18 protein-coding genes are annotated in these 19,963 nt (G+C 55.8%); 8 read left to right on the top strand and 10 right to left on the bottom strand.

Annotated features, from left to right (window positions below; translation table 11 throughout):
- Positions 1-25: 25 nt before the first annotated feature.
- Positions 26-547, top strand: coding sequence for a gluconokinase (gene gntK, locus QV747_RS10535; protein ID WP_273430835.1), 522 nt, complete (start codon positions 26-28; stop codon positions 545-547).
- Between the two features lie 2 nt (positions 548-549).
- Positions 550-1,887: a gluconate transporter gene (gntU, locus tag QV747_RS10530; RefSeq protein ID WP_273430837.1), complete on the top strand. Its 1,338-nt coding sequence runs from the start codon at positions 550-552 to the stop codon at positions 1,885-1,887.
- A 69-nt stretch (positions 1,888-1,956) separates the two neighbouring features.
- Here gntU and QV747_RS10525 read toward each other — a convergent pair whose 3' ends face one another.
- Together QV747_RS10525 and QV747_RS10520 are read right to left on the bottom strand one after the other, a co-directional pair.
- Positions 1,957-2,445, bottom strand: a complete 489-nt coding sequence (locus tag QV747_RS10525; protein WP_273430839.1) for an FxDxF family PEP-CTERM protein — start codon at positions 2,443-2,445, stop codon at positions 1,957-1,959.
- Between the two features lie 133 nt (positions 2,446-2,578).
- Positions 2,579-3,361 (bottom strand): TatD family hydrolase, encoded by a 783-nt coding sequence (locus QV747_RS10520; protein ID WP_273430841.1) that lies wholly within the window; start codon positions 3,359-3,361, stop codon positions 2,579-2,581.
- Positions 3,362-3,445: 84 nt separating this feature from the next.
- Here QV747_RS10520 and QV747_RS10515 point away from each other — a divergent pair, with 84 nt between their 5' ends.
- Positions 3,446-4,444 (top strand): TerC family protein, encoded by a 999-nt coding sequence (locus QV747_RS10515; RefSeq protein WP_047394631.1) that lies wholly within the window; start codon positions 3,446-3,448, stop codon positions 4,442-4,444.
- 104 nt (positions 4,445-4,548) lie between these two features.
- On the opposite strand, the gene QV747_RS10510 is transcribed toward QV747_RS10515, so the two are convergent.
- On the bottom strand, positions 4,549-5,592 hold the full coding sequence (locus tag QV747_RS10510; RefSeq protein WP_273430844.1) for a DUF475 domain-containing protein: 1,044 nt from the start codon (positions 5,590-5,592) through the stop codon (positions 4,549-4,551).
- Positions 5,593-5,801: 209 nt separating this feature from the next.
- On the opposite strand from QV747_RS10510, the gene QV747_RS10505 reads away from it, so the two are divergent.
- Positions 5,802-6,659 (top strand): PIG-L deacetylase family protein, encoded by an 858-nt coding sequence (locus tag QV747_RS10505; RefSeq protein WP_273430846.1) that lies wholly within the window; start codon positions 5,802-5,804, stop codon positions 6,657-6,659.
- A 201-nt stretch (positions 6,660-6,860) separates the two neighbouring features.
- Complete coding sequence (locus tag QV747_RS10500; protein ID WP_047394637.1) at positions 6,861-7,061, top strand: hypothetical protein; 201 nt, start codon at positions 6,861-6,863, stop codon at positions 7,059-7,061.
- Between the two features lie 46 nt (positions 7,062-7,107).
- On the opposite strand, the gene QV747_RS10495 is transcribed toward QV747_RS10500, so the two are convergent.
- The 4 genes from QV747_RS10495 to coaD all read right to left on the bottom strand — a co-directional run bounded on the left by QV747_RS10495 (position 7,108) and on the right by coaD (position 11,440).
- The gene (locus tag QV747_RS10495) at positions 7,108-8,559 is read right to left on the bottom strand and encodes an exonuclease domain-containing protein (protein ID WP_273430849.1); all 1,452 of its coding nucleotides are present in this window, start codon (positions 8,557-8,559) and stop codon (positions 7,108-7,110) included.
- Between the two features lie 47 nt (positions 8,560-8,606).
- Complete coding sequence (locus QV747_RS10490) at positions 8,607-9,545, bottom strand: class I SAM-dependent methyltransferase (RefSeq protein WP_273430880.1); 939 nt, start codon at positions 9,543-9,545, stop codon at positions 8,607-8,609.
- Positions 9,546-9,659: 114 nt separating this feature from the next.
- Positions 9,660-10,874 carry a formate-dependent phosphoribosylglycinamide formyltransferase gene (gene purT / locus QV747_RS10485; RefSeq protein ID WP_288791507.1) on the bottom strand — a complete coding sequence of 405 codons (1,215 nt, stop codon included), beginning with the start codon at positions 10,872-10,874 and terminating at the stop codon, positions 9,660-9,662.
- A 68-nt stretch (positions 10,875-10,942) separates the two neighbouring features.
- Positions 10,943-11,440 carry a pantetheine-phosphate adenylyltransferase gene (gene coaD, locus QV747_RS10480; RefSeq protein ID WP_028448481.1) on the bottom strand — a complete coding sequence of 166 codons (498 nt, stop codon included), beginning with the start codon at positions 11,438-11,440 and terminating at the stop codon, positions 10,943-10,945.
- Between the two features lie 97 nt (positions 11,441-11,537).
- Here coaD and QV747_RS10475 point away from each other — a divergent pair, with 97 nt between their 5' ends.
- A complete protein-coding gene (locus QV747_RS10475; RefSeq protein WP_051258634.1) occupies positions 11,538-12,695 on the top strand; it encodes an ABC transporter substrate-binding protein in 1,158 nt (385 codons plus the stop codon).
- A 123-nt stretch (positions 12,696-12,818) separates the two neighbouring features.
- Here the strand turns inward: QV747_RS10475 and dnaJ are convergent, their stop codons facing one another.
- The 3 genes from dnaJ to grpE form a co-directional block, all read right to left on the bottom strand.
- The gene (dnaJ, locus tag QV747_RS10470; protein ID WP_028448479.1) at positions 12,819-13,937 is read right to left on the bottom strand and encodes a molecular chaperone DnaJ; all 1,119 of its coding nucleotides are present in this window, start codon (positions 13,935-13,937) and stop codon (positions 12,819-12,821) included.
- 72 nt (positions 13,938-14,009) lie between these two features.
- A complete protein-coding gene (dnaK, locus tag QV747_RS10465) occupies positions 14,010-15,932 on the bottom strand; it encodes a molecular chaperone DnaK (protein ID WP_028448478.1) in 1,923 nt (640 codons plus the stop codon).
- A gap of 162 nt (positions 15,933-16,094) precedes the next feature.
- Complete coding sequence (gene grpE / locus QV747_RS10460; protein ID WP_273430857.1) at positions 16,095-16,649, bottom strand: nucleotide exchange factor GrpE; 555 nt, start codon at positions 16,647-16,649, stop codon at positions 16,095-16,097.
- 249 nt (positions 16,650-16,898) lie between these two features.
- Between grpE and aceA the strand changes: the two genes are divergently transcribed.
- Positions 16,899-18,179 carry an isocitrate lyase gene (gene aceA / locus QV747_RS10455; protein WP_028448476.1) on the top strand — a complete coding sequence of 427 codons (1,281 nt, stop codon included), beginning with the start codon at positions 16,899-16,901 and terminating at the stop codon, positions 18,177-18,179.
- Positions 18,180-18,266: 87 nt separating this feature from the next.
- Positions 18,267-19,919, top strand: coding sequence for a malate synthase A (aceB, locus tag QV747_RS10450; RefSeq protein WP_273430860.1), 1,653 nt, complete (start codon positions 18,267-18,269; stop codon positions 19,917-19,919).
- Positions 19,920-19,963: the final 44 nt, after the last annotated feature.

Genomic DNA, 19,963 nt, shown 5'->3' with positions numbered 1-19,963 from the left:
CGGTAACAAACCGATGGGGGTCGATATGTCTTCACCACGTATTTATGTTTTGATGGGGGTCTCGGGTTGCGGTAAATCCGCCGTCGCGGCCCAGCTGGCGCACAATTTGCAAGCCGCCTTGCTCGATGGCGACTTTCTGCATCCGCGTGCCAATATCAACAAAATGGCGGCTGGCCAGCCGCTGAATGATGCCGATCGCGCGCCTTGGCTGGCGGCGATTAACGACGCGGCCTTTGCCATGCAGCGCACCAATGCTTTGTCATTCATTGTGTGCTCGGCACTGAAAAAGCAATATCGTGATCAATTGCGCGCGGGCAATCCCAATCTGCGCTTTGTCTTTCTGCACGGCCCGTTTGAAGTAATTGCCGAGCGCCTTGCCGCGCGCCAAGGTCATTTCCAGAAAACCGGCATGCTCGAATCGCAATTTGCCACCTTGGAAGTGCCCGGCGCCGATGAAGCCGATGTACTCCACATCGACATCACGCCCACGCTAGCTGAAGTCGTGGCCGCCGCCCAAGCGGCGATTGTTGCACAAGGAGAAGCCTGATCATGGATACCCTTACGCTGATTTTTACCGCGCTGGGCTCGGTGCTATTGCTGCTCTTTTTGGTGATGAAAGCCCGCCTGCATGCCTTTGTGGCACTGATGATTGTCTCGATCGGGGCCGGGATCTTCTCGGGCATGCCGGTTGATAAAATTGCCGATACCATGCAAAAAGGCATGGGCGGCACGCTAGGCTTTCTGGCGGTGGTGGTGGCGCTGGGTGCCATGTTTGGCAAAATCTTGCATGAAACCGGCGCGCTGGATCAGATCGCGGTGAAACTACTCGACCATTTTGGCGAGCGCCGCGCCAATGTCGCCCTTGGGATTGCCGGCCTGATCTGTACCCTGCCGCTCTTCTTTGATGTTGCGATTGTGTTGCTGATCGGCGTCGTCTTCGCGGTAGCGCGGCGCACTGGCGGCAATGTGGTCAAACTGGCGATTCCACTCTTTGCCGGTGTTGCCGCCTCAGCCGCCTTCCTTTTACCTGGCCCCACCGCCATGCTGGTGGCCTCGCAGATGAAAGCCGACTTTGGCTGGATGATCTTGCTGGGCTTGGCAGCCGCCATTCCGGGCATGCTGCTGGCCGGGCCGCTGTATGGCAACTTCATTAGCCGCCATGTCACACTAACGATTCCTGCCGAGGTGAGCGAGCCAAGTCTGGGCAAAGGCCAGCTGCCATCATTCGGCTTTAGTGTGGCGCTGGTATTGTTCCCCTTGCTGCTGGTCGGCCTGAAAACGATTGTGGCGCGTTTTGTACCCGCCGATGGTCAGCTCTATGCCTGGCTACAACTGATTGGCCACCCCTTCACCGCCATCCTCGCCGCCTGCTTGCTGGCCATTTACGGCCTGGCTCTGCGCCGGGGTATGAGCCGGGAAAAAGTCATGGAAGTCTGCAGCGCGGCGTTGCAGCCCGCTGGGATTATCCTGCTGGTAACGGGTGCTGGTGGAGTATTCAAGCAAGTGCTGGTTGATTCAGGCGTCGGCCCCGCGCTGGGCAACGCGCTGATCGGCGCGGGCTTGCCGATTGCCATCGCCTGCTTTGTGCTGGCTGCTGCGGTGCGTGTCATTCAAGGCTCGGCCACCGTCGCCTGCCTCACAACCGTGGGCCTGGTGCTGCCAGTGATTGAGCTGGCCGGTTTTAGCGGCGCCCAACTGGCCGCGCTCTCGATTTGTATTGCCGGTGGCTCGATTGTACTGAGCCACGTTAATGATTCGGGCTTCTGGCTATTTGGTAAATTCACCGGCGCCAATGAAGTCCAAACCCTCAAAACTTGGACGGTAATGGAAACCATACTGGGCAGCACAGGTGCGCTGGTTGGGATGGTGGCGTTTAGCGTGCTTTGAGGGCTGCCTTGATTGCTGCAATAAAAAAACCGCCCAACAGGGCGGTTTTTTTATTAGGCGTCTGCCAAATTAGGCTTGGGCCGCCATTTTGCGACGACGCGCAGCCAGCAAGCCAACCAGACCCAGGCCCATCAGCGCATAAGTTTCTGGCTCCGGAACGGGGGCTACGTTTGCATCCAGAGTGCCTTTCCAACCTTGGAAACCGGCAACTACACCACGCACGCCAAAATAAATATTCCCAGGGGCATTCAAATTGATTGTGAAAGGCTTGCCCGCAGTTGAGAAAGTGTTTGAGTTCAGGTTCACTGTCTGAAACAGATAACGGGTTCCTTTCGCGTCTGTAGTATAGATATCCAGATTAGCAAAATTACCTTGTTGGGCATTGATTGGGGTAAGTGCAAAGTTGATATTGTAGGCGCCTGCTTGTGCTGCGCTACCAACTTGAATATCCCACCAGTCAAACGAACCACGTGGCACTGAAATATCATGCAATTTGGCTTGAGCCAGAGTTGAAACTGCTAACAAAGCGGCAGCAAGCACAGTTTTTTTCAAAGTCATCATATACTCCATAAGTAAATAATTAATTACTAACCGATTGATATTTAAACACTTTTTGTTTGATCGCATTTAAACACCTTGTTTAATACACGTCAACTTTCAGAGAAAGAAAGTTGCGAACTTTTACCGAACGCTACACACACTTGAGATTCAAAGCGCCAAATATTGCTGCGTGTTGAATCTGAGCAATGTCAAACACCGATTGTGCACGTAGCGCTGCGAGGGTATTTGCGATCTCGCGCAGCTGCGCTGGCTCATTACGCTCTGGCGGTGGGCCGGTGAGCCAGCTGGGGGGGATGTCGGGGGCGTCGGTTTCGAGCACGATGTGCTCGAGCGGTAAAGTTTGGGCGAGGCGGCGGATGCGTTGGGAGCCGCTGTAGGTCATGGCGCCACCAAAACCGAGGGCAAAACCCAGTTTGATAAATTCATACGCTTGCTGCTCGCTGCCGTTAAAAGCATGAGCGATACCGCCCTTTACCCGCCATTTGCGCAGGTATTTCAGCACCTGATCCTGGCTGCGGCGGATATGCACGATCACCGGTAAATCAAAATCGCGCGCTAGTTTCAGCTGAGCTTCAAAAAGGGCAATTTGCCGGTTGGCATCGAGCCCCGGCACAAAAAAATCCAGCCCGATTTCCCCGACGGCAATCGCCTCACCCTGCGCTAGCTGCGCACGCAGTAAATCGAGATGCTCATCCCGATGTGTATGGACATAGATTGGATGTAGCCCGTAGGCGATCCACGCACCATACTGCACTTGCATCTGTCGCGTGCTGGCAAAGGTGGCGGCGCTAACGGCAGGTACTAGCCATTGCGTCACCCCGGCCGCGCGCGAGCGGGCCACCACGGCGTCGCGGTCGGCATCAAATTCGGGCGCATCCAAATGACAGTGACTGTCAATGAAACTAATTGGCATCGCATCACTCATAGTTAAGTTTGGCGCTTGGCGCCTTATACTGATGACAGTATTGAATATTCGCTAACAGGGTAAGGAAACGATATGGCATTTTTACTTGAACTGTGGGTCGGCTACCCTTTGTGGGTGTGGCTCATGTTCTTTGGCTTGGTGATTGGCCTGCTGGCCTTTGATCTGGGCGTATTACACAAAGATCAGCACGAAATCTCCGTGAGCGAGAGCCTGAAGCTTTCGGCATTTTACATCGCGATGGGCCTGGCGTTTGGCGCTTGGCTGTGGTGGTACAAAGGCGCGACCGCGGGGATGGAATACATCACCGGCTATCTGATCGAGAAATCCCTCTCGATGGATAACGTATTTGTGATTGCCCTGATCTTTACCAGCCTGGGCGTGCCGCGCATGTATCAGCATCGCGTGCTGTTCTGGGGCATTTTGGGGGTGATTGTGATGCGCGCCATCATGATCGGCCTGGGTGCCGTGCTGGTGGCGAAATATCAGGCCGTGTTGGTGCTGTTTGGTGCCTTCCTGATCTTCACCGGGATCAAAATGCTGATGAGTGATGATGAACACGGCAAGCTGGAAGACAATAAATTCTACCAGTGGCTGCGCAGCCATATGCGCTTCACCCCGACGCTGCATGGCGAGAAATTCTGGGTGCGCGGCGAGGCGCATGGCCTGACGCCTGGCTGGTGGGCCACCCCGCTGTTCCTGACCCTGATTCTGGTAGAAACCGCCGATCTGGTGTTTGCGGTGGATAGTATCCCAGCGATTTTCGCGATTACTCAAGATCCGTTTATTGTCTACACCTCGAATATCTTCGCGATTCTGGGCTTGCGCGCGCTGTATTTCGCGCTGGCGGCGATGGTGCATCGCTTCCACTACCTGAAATACGCGCTCTCGGTAGTGCTGGTATTTATCGGTGTGAAAGTCGGCTTGGTGTATTTCAATCACGAAGGCCTGATCGACTTCAAGATTCCAACCGCCGTGTCGCTGGGCGTGACTTTTGGCTTGCTGCTGGCGGGCGTGCTCTACTCGCTGTGGAAAACCCGCGGCGAGGCAATCCCCGAGCAGTCTTCACATTAAGCATCGCGCTACTTCAACAAAAACCCCGCTTCTGCGGGGTTTTTGTTGGGCGCTATCTTGATACCCCAGCCACGTATCAGCGCAAACGCCATATTAATTCAGGCTTACTGAGCAATACCCTTATCACGCACCAACCATGAATGAATCGCCGCAATCACAATCAGCACTGCGGCCACGCCACCGGTTACCGCCTCGGGAATATGCCAGCGCGCGGCCAGCAACATCACCGCCGCCAAAGCCCCAATCGCCCAGAAAGCGCCATGCTCCAGATATTTAAACGCCGTCAGCGTGCCTTTTTCAACCAGCATTAAGGTAAAGCTACGTACAAACATCGCGCCAATGCCTAGGCCAATTGCGATCAGAAAGATATTTTTGGTTAGCGCAAACGCACCCAGCACCCCATCAAACGAGAACGAGGCATCCAAAATCTCGAGATAAATAAAGCCACCAATCCCGGTTTTGGCCGCAGCGCCAGCATCGCCAATCAGATCACCCAGCCCATCCACCAACACATACACCAGTACACCCCAGATACCGGCCTGCAAAAAGCGCAGCGCCTCGGCCACCGGCAAATGGCTGGCCAAGAGCAGCAGCACCAGCAAAGCCACCAATACCGAGGCCATTTCCAGCTTGCCCAAATGCGCCAACAGCTGCTCAATCGGCTTAAACCAATGCGTGTCTTTTTCGTAATCGAGAAAGAAATTTAAAAACACCAGCAGCAAAAAAGCTCCGCCAAATGCGGTTACTTCGATATGTGCCGAAGTCAAAATCGCCGCATAACGCTCAGGCTGCAGCAGGGCCATGCTCAGCACATCGCTAGCCGGCCAGTGCCCGCTGCTAAAGTATTCATACAGCGAAACGGGCCCGGGCAGCGGCCAAAGCCCGGCAATCACCGCCACAATCACCAGCGGAAACACCACCCGCATGCCAAACACGGCAATCAGCATGCCCCAGAGCAAAAAGCGCCGCCGCCATTTTTCATCCCAATGCCGCAGCACTGAGGCATTCACCACCGCGTTGTCAAAACTCAGGCTGGTTTCCAGCAAAGCCAGATTAAATGCAATCCACAAACCGCCCCAGCCACCGATCAGCGCCGCCAGGCCCAAGCCGAGCAAAGTCACCATAAACGAAGAAGAAAAATACCGCATGCGCTGTCCATCCTAAAGTCAGCCGTCATTATGCCGCATTTGCCCCCTGCCCCGCCGGCCGGCGCAGGGGGCCAATCTCTGCGCCAGATCAGAATTGCTGTCACGAAAGTGGCAAAGCGCTTGGTCGGCTGGGGTAGAGGCTCTATACTCTGCGGTATTGTTCGCGCGGCCCGCTCGCCGGCCGCCTCATTCAACTCTCGGAGCCTAGCATGAGCAACCCGTATCTCGCCCTCGTTCAAGCCCACCACGAATTGCTGCAAAAAGCCGACGCGCCTTTGTTTGCCGATCTGAGCACTCTGGGTAGCGCTGCCCAAGCAGTGGCCGCAGATGCGCCAGTCGCCATGATTTTTGCCCCGCACCCCGATGATGAATGCATTATCGGCGCGCTGCCGTTGCGTCTGGGCCGTGAAGCCGGCTTTAAAGTCTATAACGTGGCGGTGACTCAAGGCTCGAACCTGAAACGCCAGCCAGAACGCTGGGCCGAGCTGAAAAATGCTTGCGATTATCTGGGCTGGGGCCTGCTGGAAACCATTCCGGGTGGTCTGATGAGCGTCACCACCAAAACCCGCAGCGAAGATCCTGCCGCTTGGGCCGAAAAAGTGGCCGTGGTGGCCGCAATCATTCGCCAGCATCAACCGCAAGTGGTGGTATGCCCGCACGACAATGACTACCACTCAGCCCATATCGGCACTCACTATCTGGTGGTGGATGCGCTGAAAGCCGCCAACCACAGCTGTGTGCTGGTACAAAGCGAATTCTGGCGTCAGATGGAAGCACCTAATGCGCTGATCGCGACCAATCAGCAAGATACTGCCGATCTGATCGCCGCACTGGCTTGCCACGTGGAAGAAGTCCGTCGCAATCCATACCACCTGCGTCTGCCGGGCTGGATGGCCGACAATGTTCGCCGTGGCGCCGAAGTCTGTGGTGGCCAAGGTGCGGCGGCGCCAACCTTCTCGTTTGGCACGATTTACCACATTGGCCGCTTTGATGGTCAGGCCGTGGTTCCTACTAGCCAGAAATTCACCATCAGCGAAAGCGACGACATCAAGGCGGTACTGGCCTAAGCGCCACCCCAGCGCTGCGCGCAACGCCCAAGCCAGCTGGCCTACCAGCTGGCTTTTTTCGCCCAGTGAAAGCTGTCAGCCAAAAAATCGCCCCTGCTGATCCGAACTGCACCGCCACATCTGATACCAAACTGAACGTTGATACCAAAACCGCGAAAGCAGATACTAAGACCCTAAATCGCTCTACTAGGGGTTTCCCGTATGCTTAGCCGAAAAATCGCCTTACTGGCGGCCGTGGTCGCCACCACTGCCGTAGCCAGCCTGGCCTCGCAATGGGTGGTGCCGCCAACACTGGGGTCGCATAGCTGGTTTGATCATGCCCGTAGCGTGCCACAAGTGGCCTGCTGGCCGGATGAAAGTGCCCAGGCGTGCTGGCGCCGGGCGGAACATCGCGCTCATTAAACGCCAGACGCACGATGCAGTGCCCCCTCGCTCAACTCAAGGCGGCTTATTCTGCCAGCGGCAGCTGCATCCCGGGCTGATACACCGTCAGCGCCAGTGGCTTGCGTAGCAAGGCGCGAATCTGTTTGGCCATATCCAAATCATAAGCGGGGTATGGTGCTGCAAGCAGCTCATCCAATTGATCCTGACTTGATACTTCACCCAGGTATACCCACTGATCCAAGACCTGCCATACCGGCGCCCAGCTCGGGCCTTCGGCCAGCAAAATCGGCCCGCCATACGGCCACGGCGTGACTTTGTGTTTGGCCAGCGCGGCCAGCAAACGGGCATTATGCAGGCTCACCGGTTCGCGCCCCACACAGCCGCCACGGCAATCACCGGTGCTTAATGCAGAGCACGGGCTTACCTCATTGCCTTTGCGCGGTTTTTCCAGCCCCAACAGCTGTCGGCACAAACCCTGCCCTTTGGCGATGCGATTGAGGATATTTTGCGCCTCACGTGCCCCCCGAAACGGGCCAAACAGCTCGCCATGCGGGCTGCGCAATTCGCCCAGTGTGATCAGCTGGGGCTGCAGCGGCGCCTCTGGCTGAGCTGGATTCAGTGTGAGCGACCACACCACCTGCGTTTGATCGGCTTTTTGCCGCGCGCCGGGATTAAAGCGGGGCTTGAGCTCGCGCAACAAGCGCTGTTCGCGCAGGCTAGCGCCCAGCTCGCCGCTGGTTTCGATCCAATCGATCCGCTGCAAGGCCGCCGCCAGCTGGGCGGCCTGCCCATCGGTGGCCTTTTTGCCAAAATGCTGCAAAATCCGCCGACGCAGATTACTCGCCGCGCCAACATACAGCGGCACATCGTTGGCGCCATAAAACAGATACACACCGGCGGTATCGGGCAGATCATCCACCTGGCTTTCGTCCAGCTGCGGCGGCAAGGCCGGTGGGCGAATCAGCTCATCAATCGCCTGCTGCACCCGCGCCGCGCCCAGCTCGGCCACCGCGGCACTTAAAAATTGCTGCACCAGCTCCGCATCGGTCAGCGCGCGATGCCGCTCGCCGTTGTATTGCAGGCCGTGGCGGGTGATCAGTGCATCCAGGCTGTGCTTGAATTCATCGGGGTAAAGCTTGCGCGAGAGCTGCACGGTGCACAGCACTTTGGCCCGAAACGGCAGCCCCAGGCGCTGAAACTCATTGCGCAAAAAGGTGTAATCAAAGCGGGCATTGTGGGCGACAAAAATCCGCCCCTGCAGCTTGGCCAGCAGTTCGCTGGCCACCGCGGCAAAGCGGGGCGCATCGCGCACCATAGCATCATCAATCCCGGTGAGCTGCTGAATAAACAGGGGTATAGGCTGCTCAGGGTTTACCAATGAGCTCCAGCGCTCAATACCCCCATCGGTATCGAGCTGCAAGAGCCCAATTTCAGTAATGCGATCGACCGCCGGCTTGGCACCAGTGGTTTCCAGATCCAGCAGCACCAGCGGGGCCGGATAAATCGGGTGAGACATGCGACGTTCCATCCAGCATGGCTAGCCACGCGGCCAGCCAGCGGCCTTTAATCTTTAACGAAACGGAAACACTGGTGAATCCGCTTGTTGCGGAAATCTTCCGGCACCGATTGCGCCGTTAGATTTTCACAGCGGCCGACAAACATGGGGTCCAACTCGAAACTGCGCAGATTATTCGAGAAATACAGCACCCCTTTGGGCGCCAATAGTGATAGACACGCTTCGATCAAAAAGGCGTGATCGCGCTGCACATCCAACACACCCAGCATTTTTTTCGAATTGGAAAAACTCGGCGGATCCATCACGATCAGATCGTAGCGCTGCGGGCTGCAAGTGGCTTCGCGCAAGAACTCGAACACATCGGCGCGCACGCGCTGATGCACGGCCGGGTCCATGCCGTTCAGCGCAAAATTGCGCCCCGCCCAATCCAGATAAGTATTGGATAAGTCCACCGTGGTGCTGCTCGCCGCACCGCCCGCCGCCGCATAAACACTAAAGGCGCCGGTATAGCTAAAGAGATTTAAAAAGCGTTTACCTGCCGCCTCCCCCATGACGCGTTTGCGCGTATTGCGGTGATCAAGAAACAGGCCGGTATCGAGATAGGCTTCGAGATTTACCTCGAATTTAAGGCTGTTTTCTTCCACCACAAAAAACTCGCCTGCGTCTTCCTGCTTTTCGTACTGGGTGAGGCCTTTCATCCGTTTACGGATTTTCAGTGCCACGTGTTCTAGCGGCACTTCCAGCACTTCGGCAGTGGCGGCGTGGATCTGGTCGATCCACGTTGAATAATCTTCGTCGCTCTCGACCCAGCCGGTATCGTATTCCTGCAGGTGCACGCGATCGCCATACACATCCACAATCATCGGAAACTCAGGCACATCGCGATCATAAATGCGATAGCACTGCAGCCCTTGCCGGCGGGCCCATTTGCCCCAATGGCGGGCATTTTTGTTTAAACGATTACGATAACTGGCGAGATCCATGATGGTATGTGCACTGCAAACTATATAAGGCCGCAGTTTAACAGCTGCCCGCGTGCGCTGGCGGGGAAAATGCAACAGCCCGGGCTAGCCGGGCTGTTTCGCTGCGCAAATCGGCCTTTAGGCCGTGGGCTCATCCGCCATCGACACCGGCTGCACCAGCCCGGCCGCCAGCTTGGCGCGATCGCGCGCCACATCGGTATCCGAACCTGCCGCCAGCGCCACGCCCATGCGGCGACGCTCGAAGGCTTCGGGCTTACCAAACAGGCGCAAATCGCTGCGCGGTACCGCCAGCGCCGCGGCCACCCCATCAAAAGCGATACCGCTTTCATCCATCCGGCCATAAATCACGGCGCTGGCCGCTGGCTCGCGTTGCCCCACATCCACCGGCAAACCCAAAATCGCGCGGGCGTGTAGCTCGAACTCGGAAAAATACTGGCTCATCAAGGTAACGAGGCCCGTATCGTGCGGACGTGGGCTCACTTCCGAGAACCAAACCTCATCGCCTTTCACAAACAGCTCAACCCCAAACAAACCACGGCCGCCCAGCGCGGTGGTGATCTTGCGTGCCATTTCTTGCGCACGCTGCAGGGCCAGCGGATTCATGCGTTGCGGCTGCCAGCTTTCAACATAATCGCCCTTCACCTGCACATGGCCGACCGGCGCGCAGAAGGAAGTCAGAATGTCGTTGTCTTCGCCTTGCGAGCGCACGGTGAGCAGGGTGATTTCATATTCAAAATCGATAAAGCCTTCCACAATCACCCGGCCGTGATCGACGCGGCTACCGGCTTGCGCGTATTGCCAAGCGGTCTCGACATCGGCGGCCGATTTAAGCAGCGATTGGCCTTTGCCCGAGGAAGACATTACCGGTTTGACTAAACACGGAAACCCAATCTCGGCACACGCGGCCTGCAACTCGGCCAGAGAGCTCGCGAAGCGATAAGGCGAAGTGGCCAAGCCCAGCTCTTCTGCCGCCAGCCGGCGAATACCTTCGCGGTTCATGGTGAGCTGTGTGGCCCGCGCAGTCGGGATAACCGTCGCCAAGCCATCCGCCTCAATGCGAACCAATTCATCGGTGGCGATCGCCTCGATTTCCGGCACGATCAGATGCGGACGCTCGGCTTCCACCAGCGCGCGCAAAGCTTGAGCGTCGCTCATATCAATGACGTGGCTGCGATGGGCTACTTGCATGCCCGGCGCATTGGGATAGCGATCCACACCGATCACTTCAACCCCGAGGCGCTGCAGCGCGATAATGACTTCTTTGCCCAGCTCACCGCAGCCCAGCAACATCACTTTGACGGCCGACGGACTCAATGGCGTACCGATACGCATAGCGTTTTTCCTTATTCCAGCGACAATAAGGGCCACCCGCAGGCAGCCCAGTCGATATTCAATTCAGATTACTGCCCGACTTTGAGGCCATGCAAAAGGCGCATAAACACTGGGTCAGGCACATATTGTTTCACCACACTTTCCCAGCCCTGCGGGCCTACCAGGCCCTTGACCATGGTCGAGCTGATTTCCGCGATCTCGCGCGGTGGCATTAAAAAGATAGTATCAATGTGCGGTGCCAAATCGGCATTGACGTAACGCATTTTCCGCTCGAATTCGTAATCGGCCGCTTCGCGAATACCACGCAAAATAAATTGCGCGCCCTGCTCGCGGGCGTAATCCACCAGAAAACGATTCTGAAATACCTCGACCCGCAGATTGGCAATCCCATTGGTGGTTTCACGCAACATCGACAGGCGCTCTTCGAGGCTGAAGGTGTATTTTTTGTCGGGATTTTCACCAATCGCGACGATCATTTCATCAAATAATTGCACCCCACGTTCAATCATCCACAAATGACCCTTGGTCACTGGATCGAAACTGCCGGCATAAACGCCTACGCGCATTGCAAAATCTCCGCGAAATTCAGCCAACACTATACCACCAGCCCACATTAATTTAAGATGAGCCGCATAGATTCACATGCAAAGGGGAGCGTGCATCGTGTTAAAAAAACTCATTATTGCGGCAAGTCTGGCCCTGGCTAGCGGCGCTCAAGCCGATATCAATATTGGCCAGTCTGTACCCACCACCGGGATCGCCGGCGAGACCGGCAAGGCCTTGGCACTGGGTGCTTCAATTTACTTTAACCAGGTAAATGGCCGTGGCGGCGTCAATGGCGAACAGATTAATCATCTGGTCCGCGATGATGGGGATGATCCGAAACGCACGTTGCAAAACACCCAAGATTTCATCGACAAAGAAAATGCCGTCGCGCTGATTTCCTACCACGGCACTGATAATGTCAATGCGCTGATAAAAGCCAAAACTCTAGAAAACGCCGGCATTCCTTTGGTGGGCGTACACAGCGGGGCCGAGTTTTTGCGCAGCCCTGGCAGCCCGTATTTATTTCACACGCGCGCCGGCTTTAACCAGGAAGCCGAGCGGATTGTGAAGCTATTGACCGAAAACCTGGGGATTACCAAGTTTGGCGTACTAGCGCAAAAAGATGGTTTTGGTGAATCGGGCGTAGCCGCACTGAAAGCGGCGCTGGCTAAAAAACAGCTGAAACTGCAAGCCGAAGCCTGGTATGACCGCGCCAGTGGCGACACCAGCAAAGCGGCCAAAGATCTGGCCAAAGTTAATCCCGAAGTGGTGATTCTGGTGGCTCATACCAAGCCAGCGGCCACCTTTGTGGAAAACTACAAAAACAACGGTGGCACCTCGCAGCTGTACGCCTTCTCGGCCGTGCAGTTTGAAGACATCAGTAAACAGATTGGTAAGCGAACGGCCCACGGCCTCGGCATTAGCCAAGTGCTGCCCTACCCTTACAACACCCGTGCACGCATCGTGCAAGAATTCCAAGATGATGTGTACGCCGAGCTCGGCTCAGGGATGTCGGGTAAGAAAGAATCGCTGGCCGCGATTTCCAAGTACCCAAGCTATGCGATGCTGGAAGGCTATATTTCTGCGCGGATCATCGTGGAAGCTCTGAAACGCGCCGGCAAATCACCGACACGTACAGCCGTTTACAATGCGCTGGGCTCGCTCAATCGCTATGACTTGGGTGGCTTTGTGGTCGATTACACCGGCAACAAACGCAATGGCTCTAATTTTGGTGAGCTGACCATGATTTCACCGACGGGTGCACTTACCCGCTAACGCCACGCACTCAACAAAAAGGCCATTCTTTCGAATGGCCTTTTTTCTTGCTAGTGGATAGATACCCACCCGCCGTATTGCCCCGTAATGTATTAAATAAAATACCAACAGGGCAATACCCCATCAAGAGGCGAAGAAATCTTTTACCTTATCCATAAAAGATTTTGCGCGCGGATTGTGTTTATCCGAATCACCCTGGCTGATTTCTTCAAACTCTTTGAGCAGCTCTTTCTGGCGGCCGGTGAGTTTCACTGGGGTTTCCACCACCACGTGGCACATCAAATCGCCGGTAATCGCACTGCGCACGCCTTTGATCCCTTTGCCACGCAGCCGGAATACTTGCCCGGTTTGCGTTTCGGCCGGAATGGTGATGCGCGCTTTGCCCGACAGCGTCGGGATTTCGATCTCGCCGCCTAGTGCCGCGCAGGCAAAACTGATCGGCATTTCGCAATGCAGATCATTGCCTTCACGCTCGAATACCGCGTGCTGCTTGATGTGCGTAACGACATACAGATCACCCGGTGGCCCGCCATTCACCCCAGGCTCGCCCTCGCCCGACAGGCGAATGCGATCTCCCTCATCCACCCCGGCGGGGATTTTCACCGCCAGCGTTTTGTGGGTGGAAACGCGGCCAGTGCCGTTACATTTACGGCAAGGATCCGGAATGTATTTACCCGTGCCATGACACGTTGGGCAGGTTTGCTGCAGGCTAAAGAAGCCTTGCGCCACGCGCACCTGGCCGTGGCCATTACACGTGTGGCAGGTTTTGGCCTCGGTACCTGGCTTGGCGCCCGTGCCGTGACAGCTATCACACTCTTCGTGCGATGGAATCTTGATCTGCTTTTCTACCCCACGCGCCGCTTCTTCCAGCGTGATTTCCATGTTGTAGCGCAGATCAGCGCCGCGGTAGACATTACTGCGACCGCCGCGACCACCACCGAAAATATCGCCAAAAATGTCGGCGAAATCGCCAAAGCCACCGCCACCAAAGCCGCCACCACCCATGCCGGCCTGTGGGTCGACCCCAGCGTGGCCGTATTGATCGTAGGCCGCCCGTTTCTGGCTATCAGAGAGAATCTCGTAGGCTTCTTTGGCTTCCTTGAATTTCTCTTCGGCATCTTTGCTGTCCGGATTGCGGTCCGGGTGGTATTTCATCGCCAGCTTGCGGTATGCCTTTTTGATTTCATCATCCGAGGCGTCACGATTTACGCCCAGGATGTCATAAAAATCTTTCTTTGCCATGCTGTTCACCTAAAGAAACAAAAAGGCACAGCCCGGCACCTGCGTGCCGGTTCTGTGCCCCTGAGCGGTTAATTACTTGTCTTTCACTTCGGTGAATTCGGCGTCAACCACGTTGCCGTCGTCTTTGCTATCGCCCGCGGCTTGTGCGCCTTCGGCACCAGCTTGCGCACCTGCTTGCTCGGCATACATTTTCTCGGCGACTTTGTGGCTGGCTTTCATCAGCGCTTCGGTTTTCGCTTCGATGTCCGCTTTGTCGTCACCTTTTACCACGCCTTCCAGCGCGGTAATGGCGGCCTCGATTTCCACTTTTTCGTCAGCAGTAACTTTGTCGCCGGCTTCAGACAGCATTTTCTTCACTTGGTGAATCATGCCTTCACCTGCATTGCGGGCTTGCACCAGCTCAGCCAGTTTTTTGTCTTCTTCCGCGTTCAGCTCGGCGTCTTTCACCATGGCCTGAATTTCAGCTTCAGACAGACCTGAAGAGGCCTGAATGGTGATCTTCGCTTCTTTGCCCGATGCTTTGTCTTTCGCGCTCACGTGCAAGATACCGTTGGCATCGATGTCAAAAGTCACTTCAATCTGTGGCACACCACGTGGTGCTGGTGGAATATCACCCAGGTTGAACTGACCCAGCGACTTATTCGCCGAGGCTTTTTCACGCTCACCTTGCAGTACGTGAATGGTCACGGCGCTTTGGTTGTCTTCTGCTGTCGAGAAGGTTTGTGACGCTTTAGTCGGGATGGTGGTGTTTTTCTGGATCAGCTTGGTCAGCACGCCACCCAAGGTTTCAATCCCCAGTGACAGCGGCGTCACGTCCAGCAGCAGTACGTCTTTACGATCGCCGCCCAGTACCGCACCTTGAATCGCTGCACCCACTGCAACGGCTTCGTCTGGATTCACGTCACGACGTGGCTCTTTGCCGAAGAACTCTTTCACCGCGTCCATTACTTTTGGCATACGGGTTTGACCGCCGACCAAGATCACATCATCGATGTCGCTAGCTTTCAGGCCCGCATCTTTCAGGGCGATGCGGCATGGCTCGATCGAACGGGTGATCAGATCTTCTACCAGAGATTCAAATTTGGCGCGGGTGATTTTCAGCACCAAGTGTTTTGGACCGGTTGCATCCATGGTCACGTATGGCAGATTGATTTCGGTCTGCGCGCTAGAAGACAGTTCGATCTTGGCTTTTTCGGCCGCTTCTTTCAGACGTTGCAGTGCCATCACGTCGTTTTTCAGATCGATGCCTTGCTCTTTCTTGAACTCAGCAATGATGTAGTCGATCAGACGTTGGTCGAAGTCTTCACCACCGAGGAAAGTATCACCGTTGGTAGCCAGAACTTCGAATTGTTTGTCGCCATCAACGTCAGCAATCTCGATGATCGACACGTCAAACGTACCACCGCCCAAGTCATAGACCGCGATCTTGCGATCGCCTTTTTCCATTTTGTCCATGCCGAATGCCAGCGCAGCAGCGGTTGGCTCGTTGATGATCCGTTTTACTTCCAGACCCGCGATACGGCCGGCGTCTTTGGTGGCTTGACGTTGGCTATCGTTAAAGTAGGCCGGAACGGTAATCACCGCTTCGGTCACTTCTTCGCCCAAGTAATCTTCGGCGGTTTTTTTCATTTTGCGCAGCACTTCCGCTGAGATTTGCGGTGGTGCCATTTTTTTATCGCGCACAGAAACCCAAGCATCGCCGTTGTCGGCTTTGATGATTGAGAAAGGCATCAGATCGATGTCTTTTTGCACTTCTTTGTCTTCGAAGCGGCGACCGATCAGACGTTTTACCGCGTACAGCGTGTTTTTCGGGTTAGTCACCGCTTGGCGTTTGGCAGGTGCACCCACCAGAATCTCGCCATCTTCCTGATAAGCGATGATCGATGGCGTAGTGCGCGCGCCTTCGGCGTTTTCGATCACTTTGGTCTGGCCATTTTCGATTACGGCCACACAGCTGTTGGTTGTACCCAGGTCAATACCAATAATTTTGCCCATTTTTTCTTTCCTTCATCTCTAAACCCAGTGGCTTGATTCTGTTGTGATTAACGCCACCGGATGTTGTCAAATAACCATGTCTGCTAAGTGGGGATCAGCTGGCCCATTTCAAGAGCCGATTGATGCAGTGCTTGGCCAAGTGGCCGGACTGCCGCTACCGCCTTACTTCGCGGCAGCCACCACCACCATGGCGGGACGCAAAATGCGCCCAGCCAACTCATAACCTTTTTGCATGACCTGTACGACGGTATTGGCTTCTTCGTCGCTCGGTACCATTGAAATGGCCTGATGCTTATTCGGATCGAGTTTTTCACCCATCGGGTTGATTTCGACCAGCTCGAATTTCTCGAACGCACTGGTCAGTGCCTTGGCGGTGAGATCCACACCCATTTTCAGGCCATCAAAGTTACCCGACTGATCCAGCAGCGCCATATCGATGGCGTCTTTCACACTGATGATCTCGCGGGCAAATTTTTCGATCGCAAATTTGCGGGCTTTATCGTTTTCATCCAGCGCACGGCGGCGAGCGTTTTCTGCCTCGGCGCGCACATACAGGATGTCCTGACGGGCTTTTTCTAGCTCGGCCAGCGCTTGGTTCAGCTGCTCTTCAATACTTGGGCTCGCATCAGCGGCAATATTTTCAGTGGCAAGCTCGGGGTTGGCCGACTGCTCGGTTTGCTGCTCGGTTTGGTTTTCTGTGTTCACTTCTTGGCTCATGGTGACCTCCAGCTACGAATGACAGCCAAGATTGGGATAAGCCATACCTTTTCAAGGGTTATTGAAGAAAAAAAATCCACCCCTGCCATCAGTCAGCTAAGTAATTCACCCGATATGTAGTGAATATTTTTCGACTACAATTTGTGTTGCATCGCAAAATTTGTTGCGATGCAAAAATTACCTGCTTCAATCAATAACACAGCTTGCCGTATTGATCAGATCTGCCGTCTTCACCACAGGGAGCGCATCATGAGTACCGCCACTGACCGCATTGCAGCACTGGAACACGACTGGAAAACCAACCCGCGCTGGGCCGGCATTCGCCGCCCGTATTCAGCCGCCGATGTCGAGCGCCTGCGCGGTACTTTGCTGCAGGAGCACACCATTGCCCGCCATGGTGCAATGAAGCTCTGGCGCTTACTGCACGATACGCCCTATGTACACGCGCTGGGCGCCCTCACCGGCAATCAGGCCATGCAGCAAGTGAAAGCTGGGCTCAAGGCAATTTATCTCTCTGGCTGGCAGGTCGCGGCCGACGCCAATATCGCTGGCGAGATGTACCCCGATCAATCGCTGTATCCGGCCAATTCGGTGCCACAAGTGGTACGCCGCATTAATCACACGCTGGCGCGGGCCGACCAGATTCATCATGCCGAGGGCGATGACAGCATTGATTGGTATGCCCCGATTGTGGCCGATGCCGAAGCCGGCTTTGGTGGCGTATTAAATGCCTTTGAACTGATGAAAGGCATGATCGAAGCCGGCGCTGCTGGCGTGCATTTTGAAGATCAGCTGGCCAGCGTGAAAAAATGCGGGCATATGGGCGGCAAGGTGCTGGTACCAACCCGCGAGGCAGTGGAAAAACTGGTGGCTGCGCGGCTGGCTGCCGATGTGATGGGCGTACCGACCATCATCGTGGCGCGCACCGATGCCGAGGCCGCTGATTTGCTGACCAGCGACGTGGATGACAACGACAAACCCTTCTGCACCGGCGAGCGCACGGTCGAAGGCTTTTACAAAACCTACCCGGGGCTGGAGCAGGCGATTTCGCGGGGGCTTGCCTATGCCCCCTACGCCGATCTGATCTGGTGTGAAACCGGCAAACCCGATCTGGAATACGCCCGCCAGTTTGCGCAGGCCATTCACAGCAAATACCCGGGCAAACTGCTGGCCTACAATTGCTCGCCTTCGTTTAACTGGAAGAAAAACCTCGACGACGCCACCATCGCCAAGTTTCAGCAGGAGCTCGGCGCGCTGGGGTATAAATTCCAATTCATTACCCTAGCGGGCTTTCATGCCCTCAACTACGGCATGTTCAATCTGGCCCACGGCTATGCTCGCACGGGCATGAGCGCGTTTGTCGAGCTGCAACAAGCCGAATTTGCCGCGGCAGAGCGTGGCTTTACCGCCGTGAAACACCAGCGCGAAGTGGGCACCGGCTACTTTGATCAGGTCACCCAGGTGATCCAGCAAGGTCAGTCTTCAACAACGGCACTGAAAGGCTCGACCGAAGCCGAGCAATTCCATTAATGGCCAACATCACTTTTGCTTGAGCCCTTGCACGTGCGCGCCACCTCGACTGCTCTATATCAAGCCCCGAGCTTAGGGTTGCGCCACGTGTTTTTTCAACCCCGCTTACCGCGCCTGCGCTTGCCGCTGGCGCTGATGGGAGGCCCGCAGATGACGACCGCCACCGCAGAGCGTATCCAGCTTATTGGCCAGCTCAGCCCCGAACATCGCCAGATACTTAGTCCGGCAGCCCTCGATTTTCTGGCTGCCCTGCATCGCCAGTTTGAACCGCGCCGCCAGGCCTTGTTGCAGGCGCGCATCCAGCGCCAGCGCAAGCTCGATGCAGGGGAAAAACCCGACTTCCTGCCAGCCACCGCGCACATCCGCCACGGCGAATGGAAGATCAACCCGCTACCGGAAGACCTGCAAGATCGCCGGGTCGAAATCACCGGCCCGGTCGAGCGCAAAATGATGATCAATGCGCTTAATTCCGGCGCGAAATGCTTTATGGCAGATTTTGAAGACTCGAATACGCCCACCTGGGAAAATCAGCTCGATGGGCAGGTGAATGTCTTTGATGCCTATCGCCGCAGCATCAGCTACACCAGCCCCAAGGGCAAGCATTACAGCCTGAATAAAGACATCGCCACCTTGATCATTCGCCCACGTGGCTGGCATCTGGAGGAAAAACACCTACAGATTGATGGCGAGGTGATGTCAGGCTCGCTATTTGATTTCGGTCTCACCGTTTTTCATAACCTGCAATATCGTCTCAGCGTTGGCAGTAGCTGCTATTTTTATTTGCCGAAAATGGAATCGCACCTTGAAGCCCGCTTGTGGAATGATGTGTTTAACTGGGCCGAGCGCGAGCTAAACGCCCCGCATGGTTGCATCAAGGCCACGGTGCTGATCGAAACGATTCTGGCAGCGTTTGAGATGGACGAAATCCTTTACGAATTGCGCGAGCATTCGGCCGGCCTGAATGCCGGGCGCTGGGATTACATCTTTAGCTGCATTAAAAAATTCCGCCTCGATCAGGATTTTTGTCTGGCCGAGCGCGGCAAGATCACCATGCTGGTGCCCTTTATGCGCGCCTATTCGCTGCTGCTACTGAAAACCTGCCATCAGCGCGGCGCGCCCGCAATTGGTGGCATGTCGGCGTATATCCCGGTCAAAACCGACCCCGAGGCCAACGACAAAGCCATGGCGCAAGTGCAGGCCGATAAAGAGCGCGATGCCGGTGACGGCTATGATGGCGGCTGGGTGGCACACCCCGGGCTAGTACCTGTCGCAATGCAAGCGTGGAACAAGGCTTTGGGGCAATACCCCAATCAAATTCACCGCCAGCGCCAGGATATTCAGGTCAGCGCGGCCGACCTGCTGAATTTTCACCCTGAAGCCCCAATCACCGAGCAGGGTCTGCGCAATAACATTAGCGTGGGGGTGCAATATCTAGCCTCTTGGCTGGCCGGCATGGGCTGTGTACCGATCCATAACCTGATGGAAGACGCAGCCACCGCCGAAATCAGCCGCTCGCAAATCTGGCAATGGATACGCTCGCCCAAAGGCGTGCTGGAGGATGGGCGTAAAGTCGACGTTGCGCTGTTTAATACCCTTCTGCAAGAAGAAGTCGCCAAGCTGGAGCAACAAGGCCGCTACAGCGCCACACTGGCCGAGGCCGCCAAATTGTTTGGCGACATCACCACCAGCGAAGACTTTGTTGAGTTCCTCACCCTGCCTGGCTACCGCCGGCTGGCGTAATCTCGCTCACTCAGGTCACAAAAAAGCCCCGCCAAAGCGGGGCT

The sequence above is a fragment of the uncultured Chitinibacter sp. genome (assembly GCF_945957625.1).
GTDB classification, from domain to species: Bacteria; Pseudomonadota; Gammaproteobacteria; order Burkholderiales; family Chitinibacteraceae; genus Chitinibacter; species Chitinibacter tainanensis.
The sequence above is the reverse complement of the archived record's forward strand: the minus strand, read 5'-3'. Positions and strand labels throughout refer to the sequence as shown.